Annotated in this window: 8 protein-coding genes; 2 read left to right on the plus strand and 6 right to left on the minus strand. The window is 72.2% G+C overall.

The annotated features are described in order from the left end of the window. Positions 1 to 125 precede the first annotated feature (125 nt). From ureG to CCN51_RS22540, 6 genes are all read right to left on the minus strand, one after another. On the minus strand, positions 126 to 839 hold the full coding sequence (ureG, locus tag CCN51_RS22515; protein WP_014181443.1) for an urease accessory protein UreG: 714 nt from the start codon (positions 837 to 839) through the stop codon (positions 126 to 128). Between the two features lie 53 nt (positions 840 to 892). Continuing rightward, positions 893 to 1,588: an urease accessory protein UreF gene (locus tag CCN51_RS22520; RefSeq protein ID WP_014181442.1), complete on the minus strand. Its 696-nt coding sequence runs from the start codon at positions 1,586 to 1,588 to the stop codon at positions 893 to 895. Between the two features lie 16 nt (positions 1,589 to 1,604). Next, positions 1,605 to 3,326: an urease subunit alpha gene (locus tag CCN51_RS22525; protein WP_014181441.1), complete on the minus strand. Its 1,722-nt coding sequence runs from the start codon at positions 3,324 to 3,326 to the stop codon at positions 1,605 to 1,607. Beyond that, positions 3,319 to 3,630, minus strand: a complete 312-nt coding sequence (locus CCN51_RS22530; RefSeq protein ID WP_014181440.1) for an urease subunit beta — start codon at positions 3,628 to 3,630, stop codon at positions 3,319 to 3,321. The genes CCN51_RS22525 and CCN51_RS22530 overlap by 8 nt, the downstream gene beginning before the upstream one ends. 15 nt (positions 3,631 to 3,645) lie before the next feature. After that, complete coding sequence (locus tag CCN51_RS22535) at positions 3,646 to 3,948, minus strand: urease subunit gamma (protein WP_014181439.1); 303 nt, start codon at positions 3,946 to 3,948, stop codon at positions 3,646 to 3,648. 214 nt (positions 3,949 to 4,162) lie between these two features. After that, the gene (locus CCN51_RS22540; protein WP_043492434.1) at positions 4,163 to 4,483 is read right to left on the minus strand and encodes a type II toxin-antitoxin system Phd/YefM family antitoxin; all 321 of its coding nucleotides are present in this window, start codon (positions 4,481 to 4,483) and stop codon (positions 4,163 to 4,165) included. Between the two features lie 80 nt (positions 4,484 to 4,563). On the opposite strand from CCN51_RS22540, the gene CCN51_RS22545 reads away from it, so the two are divergent. Together CCN51_RS22545 and CCN51_RS22550 are read left to right on the plus strand one after the other, a co-directional pair. After that, the gene (locus CCN51_RS22545; protein WP_014181437.1) at positions 4,564 to 5,199 is read left to right on the plus strand and encodes an ATP-dependent Clp protease proteolytic subunit; all 636 of its coding nucleotides are present in this window, start codon (positions 4,564 to 4,566) and stop codon (positions 5,197 to 5,199) included. A 6-nt stretch (positions 5,200 to 5,205) separates the two neighbouring features. Beyond that, positions 5,206 to 5,514, plus strand: a complete 309-nt coding sequence (locus CCN51_RS22550) for a hypothetical protein (RefSeq protein ID WP_014181436.1) — start codon at positions 5,206 to 5,208, stop codon at positions 5,512 to 5,514. The last annotated feature ends 133 nt before the right edge of the window (positions 5,515 to 5,647 follow it).

Raw genomic sequence — 5,647 nt, forward strand, 5'->3', positions numbered from 1 at the left:
CGCCTCCGCGACGATCCGGGCGGCGGCCCGGATCGTCGCGGAGGCGGCGGCGACGGGGGGCGTGGCTGATGTGACTCGTGAGCCGGAGCCGGAGCCGGAGCCGGAGCCGGGGGGCGAGGGCGCTGTCACGCGTGGGCCGCCGACCAGGCGGCCAGCCGGTCGCGTACCCAGTCGACGACCGGCTTGACGCCGTTCTCGGCGACCAGCGAGGTGAAGGCCACGGGCAGATCCCCGCGCTGGGCGCGCGCGTCGCGGGCCATGCGGTCCAGGTCGGAGCCGACGTACGGCGCGAGGTCGGTCTTGTTGACGACCAGGAGGTCGGCGGTGGTCACGCCGGGCCCTCCCTTGCGCGGGATGTCGTCGCCGCCCGCGACGTCGATGACGAAGATCTGGGCGTCGACCAGTCCCTTGGAGAAGGTCGCGGTGAGATTGTCGCCGCCGGACTCGACGAAGACGATGTCGAGGCCGCCCTGCGGGCCGACGGCGTCCTCAAGGTCCTCGATCGCCTCGAGGTTGGCGGAGATGTCGTCGCGGATCGCGGTGTGCGGGCAGGCGCCGGTCTCCACGGCCGTGATGCGCGTCGCCGGCAGGACGGCGTTGCGCAGCAGGAACTCGGCGTCCTCGCGGGTGTAGATGTCGTTGGTGACCACGGCGATCGACAGCTCGTCGCGCAGCGCGCGGCACAGCGCGGCGACGGTCGCCGTCTTCCCGGACCCCACCGGGCCGCCGAGGCCGATGCGCAGGGCACGGCGGGTGCCGTCGGGGCGGCGCGGATCGGCGGCGCTGCTGTAGGTGTGGCGCTGCGGGTAGATGTCGGTGTCCGCGTGGTCGAGATGCATGACGGCTCCGGGGGTCGGGGACAGGGCTGAGGCTGCTGCGGCTGTTGGCGCTCCTACGAGGCGAAGAGCCGTACGGGCCAGGCCGCATGCGTTTCGGCGGTGATGTCGAGCAGCGGCGCGGAGGCGGCGGGCAGCGCGTCCGGGCCCTCGTCGAGGGCCCGCCGGGCCGCCTCGGCGGCCCGCGCCGCGACCTGGTCCAGCTCGGGGACGAGGCGGGCGAGCACGGCGGTGGCGTCGAAGGGGTTCAGGCTCAGCAGCCGTACGGCGGCGGTCGCGGGCCCGCTGACCGACTCGTACGCGGCGATATGCGCGGCGTCCGTCGGGCTCGCCCCGGCGGCGCGCACCGCGAGGCCGAGGACGACCGGCTGGTGGGCGCCGCGCGGACGGGCCGCGGCGAGGGCGTCGAGCTCCGGTCCTGGCCAGGTGGCCCGTGCGGTGCGCATCATCTGGCGGCCGAGCCGCCGCGCGGTGGCCCGCAGGGCGGGGGCCGGGGTACGGGCGTCGGCGGCCTCGTCGAGCACGAGCGGGTCGAGCCCGGCGGCGGCCGCGGCGGCGAGCCCCGCCGCGGTGAGCCCGGCGGTGTGCAGCCTGCCCCGGCAGAACTCCTCCAGCGACCCCGCGTCCCGGATCCGGCCCGCCTTGACGGCGGCCTCGGCGCCCCCGGAATGCGCATGGCCTCCGGCGGGGAACCGGCCGTCGGCGAGGACGAGCAGGGCCGCCCGGGCGGCGGGCACGGTCGGCTCAGGCATGGTCGGCACGTACACCTCAGAAGAGGAAGTAGCGCTGGGCCATGGGCAGTTCGGCGGCCGGGGCCGGGTCGACCGGCTCCCCGTCGATGGTCACCGTGAAGGTGTCGGGGTCGACCTCGACATGCGGGCGGGCGTCGTTCTCCCGCATATCGGCCTTGGTGACGCCGCGTGTGCTGCGGATCGGGGCGAACCGCTTGCCGAGCCCGAGTCGGGCCACCAGGCCGTCGTCGAGCGCGGTCCGGGTCACGAAGTTGAGCGAGTTGGTGGCCGGGGCGCGGCCGATCGCGCCGAACATGGGGCGCGGCAGGACCGGCTGTGGCGTGGGGATGGAGGCGTTGGCGTCGCCCATCTGCGCGTATGCGATCTGTCCGCCCTTGATGACCAGCTGCGGTTTGACGCCGAAGAACGCCGGGTCCCACAGCACCAGATCGGCGAGTTTCCCGGTCTCCACGGAGCCGATCTCATGGTCCAGGCCCTGGGCGACGGCCGGGTTGATGGTGTATTTGGCGACGTAGCGGCGCGCCCGGTGGTTGTCGGCGCGGCCGTCGCCTGGCAGGGCGCCGCGCCGGCGCTTCATGACGTGCGCGGTCTGCCAGGTGCGCAGCACGACCTCGCCGACCCGCCCCATGGCCTGGGAGTCGGAGGAGATGATCGAAATGGCGCCGAGGTCGTGCAGGATGTCCTCGGCCGCGATGGTGCTGGGCCGGATGCGGGACTCGGCGAAGGCGAGGTCTTCGGGGACGGCGGGGTTGAGGTGGTGGCAGACCATCAGCATGTCGAGGTGTTCCTCGACGGTGTTGACGGTGTGCGGGCGGGTCGGGTTGGTCGAGCTGGGCAGCACGTTCGGCTGGGACACCACGGTGATGATGTCCGGCGCGTGCCCGCCGCCCGCGCCCTCGGTGTGGTACGCGTGGATGGAACGCCCGGCGATGGCGGCGAGCGTGTCGCCGACGAAGCCCGCCTCGTTGAGCGTGTCGGTGTGGATGGCGAGTTGGGCGCCGCTCTCCTCGCACACCCCCAGGCACGCGTCGATGGCGGCGGGGGTGGCGCCCCAGTCCTCATGGATCTTGAACCCGAGGGCGCCGCCGCGCAGCTGGGAGTACATCGCCTCACGCGAGACGGTGTTGCCCTTGCCGAGCAGCCCGATATTGACCGGGTAGCCCTCCAGCGCCTCGAACATCCTGGCCAGATGCCAGGGCCCCGGCGTGATGGTGGTCGCCTTGGTGCCCTCGGCGGGCCCGGTGCCGCCGCCGACCAAGGTGGTGATGCCCGCCGCCAGCGCCTCGTCGGCGATGGTCGGGGAGATGAAGTGGACGTGGGCGTCGATGGCCCCGGCGGTGAGGATCTTGCCGTTGCCCGCGATGACCTCCGTCTCCGGCCCGATGACGAGGTCCGGGTGGACACCGTCCATGGTGTCCGGGTTCCCCGCCTTGCCGATGCCGGTGATCCGGCCGTCACGCAGCCCGACATCTGCCTTGACGACGCCCCAGTGGTCCAGGATCACGGCGCCCGTAATCACGGTGTCGGGGGTCCCCTCGGCGCGCGTGGCACGGGACTGGCCCATGGACTCACGGATCACCTTGCCGCCACCGAAGACCGCTTCGTCCCCGGCCCGGCCGGGGCCGCCGGCGCGGTCCTCCTCGATCTCGATGAGGAGATCGGTGTCGGCGAGCCGTATACGATCGCCGGCCGTCGGCCCGAAGAGATCCGCGTACGCGGGGCGGCTGAGTTCAGTCATCGAGGGACCCTCCTGTCTCGCCACGCAGCCCGGGTACGACGCGCTCGCCCGCTATCGGAACCAGCTCGACCTCGACGGGGATGCCCGGCTCGAAGCGCACGGCGGTGCCCGCGGCGATATGCAGACGTTGGCCGTGGGCGGCGGCGCGATCGAAGTCGAGGCCGGGGTTCGCCTCGGCGAAGTGGTAGTGGGAGCCGACCTGGACGGGCCGGTCGGCGGCGTTGAGCACGGTGAGGCGGGTGACGGGGCGGCCTTCGTTGAGGCTTATCGGCTCGTCCGCGTGCAGGATCTCTCCGGGTATCACGGGAGGCGCCCTCCGTCAGGCTATGGGCTGGTGGACGGTGACGAGCTTGGTGCCGTCGGGGAAAGTCGCCTCGGCCTGGACGTCATGGATCATCTCCGGGACGCCCTCCATGACCTCCTCACGGGTCAGCACCTCGCGGCCCGAGGACATGAGCTCGGCGACCGTACGGCCGTCGCGAGCGCCCTCCAGGATGTGCGCGGTGATCAGCGCGACGGCCTCCGGGTGGTTGAGGATCACCCCGCGGGCCCGCCGCTTTTCGGCCACGTCGGCGGCCACGTGAATGAGCAACCGTTCCTGCTCGTGCGGGGTCAACTGCACGCCTACCACCTCACGCTTGTCCCGTCGGGCGGGGTCGAACTGCCCGCTCACCTGCGGCCCGGTTCCCAGGGCGGCTCGCACCCGGTTTCGGAAGGCTAGTTCCGCGGCGTTTCCACGGCGTTAACTGCGGCGGCTGTGGTGGGTGGGGGCGAGTCGGGCCGGGCGCACCACTCGTACGGCCCCGGGGCAGCCGGGGCCGCCCAACCTCCCCGCCTCAGCCGCGCCCGCGCCGCCGGTCCCCGACGTCCGGACCGCGGTGCTCCGCGGCGATGCCGAACCGCCGCCGTTCGCCCGGAGCGGACGCCGCCGGGCGGACGGTCGAGACCGTGCTGATCACCTGCTCCTCCTCGGCGCCCGTCCCGCCTGCCTCATCCGACTCCATCTCCTCAAGTCGCCGCAGGTCATCGGCCGAGACCAGGGCCACGAGCGGCTTTCCGTGCCGCGTCACGACCACCCGCTCGCCGCCGTAGACAACGCGGTTGATCAGCTCGGCGAGCTCTGCTCGGGCTTGCGTCACCGGAATCTCGTAGGCCATGCTCCCCATCATAACGAGATGTACGTCCTGTACATTTTTTACGGACGCCCGACTACCACCTGACATCCAGAGGTGACGTGATGGAACGCCCGACGGCGCGCTACGTCCTGCCCGAGTTCACCGAGCGCACGAGCAACGGGGTCCGCACCATGGACCCGTACTCCAAGCTCCTGTCCGAGCGCATCGTCTTCCTCGGCACCCAGGTCGACGACACCTCGGCCAACGACGTGATCGCACAGCTCGTCCACCTCGAACACGCCAGCCCCGACCAGGACATCTCGCTGTACATCAACTCGCCAGGCGGCTCGTTCTCCGCCATGACGGCGATCTACGACACGATGCACTTCGTCACCTGCGACGTGGAGACGATCTGCCTGGGCCAGGCCGCCTCCGCGGCCGCCGTACTACTGGCCGCCGGCACCCCGGGCAAGCGCTTCGCACTGCCGGGCGCGCGGGTCCTCATCCACCAGCCGTCGTTCAGCGAACCCATCCAGGGCACCACCTCCGACCTGGAGCTCCAGGCCAAGGAGATGCTGCGCACCCGCGCCCTCCTGGAAGAGCTGCTGGTACGACACACCGGGCAGACCGCCGAGCGGATCCGCTCCGACATCGAGCGCGACAAGATCTTCAACGCCGAGGACGCGGTGTCATACGGGCTCGTGGACCGACTCACCCAGAGCCGCAAGCACCCGCGGCCGCTGCGCGACGCGAGGTGAGCGACCGTGCTACCACCTGAACTGCCCCCGCTGCCCGCGCTCACCCGCGCGGAGGGCGCGCTGGTGGACGGCTATCTGGGCGTGGTCGACCTGCTCGCCCGAATCAACCCGTCCCGCGGCAGCGACACCTACGCGGGCCTGCGAGCCGCGCAGGCCCTGGTAGGGAAGGCCACCGCCCTTCGGGACGCGCTGGCCCTGATGCACGAGCGCGGCGAGAGCCGCCTCCACACCACGACGCTGGAGCGCGCTCTCCGTGTACTGGACGGAGACCGCCGCACCGAGCGCGTGACGCTGCCCCCGACGCCTGCGCCCTGACGACGCGGGCAAGCGGCACCCGCGCCTGCGCGGGACGCGCGTACTCGTTCCTCGGTGTGTCGCTGGTTTCCCTGCGGCACCCGCGCCCGCGCGGGTGCCGCAGGGAAACCAGCGACACACCGAGGAACGAGTA

This window comes from Streptomyces milbemycinicus, assembly GCF_002154605.1.
Lineage (GTDB): Bacteria > Actinomycetota > Actinomycetes > Streptomycetales > Streptomycetaceae > Streptomyces > Streptomyces milbemycinicus.

Coding starts and splice junctions, on each gene's coding strand:
- ureG (WP_014181443.1), bottom strand. CDS start 839: ATGCATCTCGACCACGCGGACACCGACATCTACCCGCAGCGCCACACC.
- CCN51_RS22520 (WP_014181442.1), bottom strand. CDS start 1,588: ATGCCTGAGCCGACCGTGCCCGCCGCCCGGGCGGCCCTGCTCGTCCTC.
- CCN51_RS22525 (WP_014181441.1), bottom strand. CDS start 3,326: ATGACTGAACTCAGCCGCCCCGCGTACGCGGATCTCTTCGGGCCGACG.
- CCN51_RS22540 (WP_043492434.1), bottom strand. CDS start 4,483: ATGGCCTACGAGATTCCGGTGACGCAAGCCCGAGCAGAGCTCGCCGAG.
- CCN51_RS22545 (WP_014181437.1), top strand. CDS start 4,564: ATGGAACGCCCGACGGCGCGCTACGTCCTGCCCGAGTTCACCGAGCGC.